Consider the following 904-nt stretch of genomic DNA (forward strand, 5'->3'; position numbering starts at 1 on the left):
CCATAAATTAAAAACTAAGTGATTATGTAAATACTCTAAAATGGCTTTACCAGCATCTTCAAAATCTCTAAAGTTTTCATAAAAAAGACTCATAACTACTCACTATCAATACTTTAAAAATTTATACAACTTTATTTAAACTATTGTATTTAAAGATTAATTTAAAAATTTCATAGATATAATATATCGTAAAATTTATTTTTCTTAATATTTTTTACGATATATTCTTAAACGACTCTATATAGAAAATATAACTTTTTAGTTAACAACGTAAGCGTCCGCTGATCCCCACTTTTTCTAACTCTGACTTAGGTAACGATTTCCAAGATTTAGCCAATGCCATTTATCGAGATGATAGAAATGTCGATATTGGTTATGATTTTATTAGAGGCGCTGATATCAACTTTGATATTCATGAACAGCTCTATTCTTATTATTTCCTTCTTAGATCAATACTTAAGGGTATTTTTCCAATACAAAATCTTCTGAATTACGATGACATTCTAAATGTTACTACTAAGTTAGATCTGCAAGAAATGTCAGACAGTTATGTTAATATTTTACAAGTTTAATTTTTCTAAAATTAACATAATACACCTTATACGAAACGTGTTATAATTTACCTTGAAATTCATACACTTATTTCAAAGTTTATAGCCCGAGCATCACTGTTCGGGCTTTTTTTATGATTTTTCACGTTCCACGCCTATTCTTTGATCAATGTTCCACAACTTTGTTCATATCAGTTAAACAATCGTGGTTAATCATAGGGTCTAAAAAAACGGCTCCAAAAGCCTCTTTTTTCCGGTTCCTGTTCAATGTGCTCCGGTACTGGAATCCGCTTATTTTCAGTCTGCCCCGGCGTAGTCAATACATCATGTTTTGGCTCAGATTCTGGCCGAGG

General features: G+C 30.5%; 1 pseudogene. It reads right to left on the reverse strand.

What is annotated here, in order from left to right:
- Positions 1–760 precede the first annotated feature (760 nt).
- Positions 761–904 (reverse strand): annotated as a pseudogene (locus tag J582_RS26655) (DNA-binding protein); the annotation flags it as partial.

It is taken from the genome of Acinetobacter sp. 1566109 (assembly GCF_000582255.1).
GTDB lineage: Bacteria > Pseudomonadota > Gammaproteobacteria > Pseudomonadales > Moraxellaceae > Acinetobacter > Acinetobacter nosocomialis.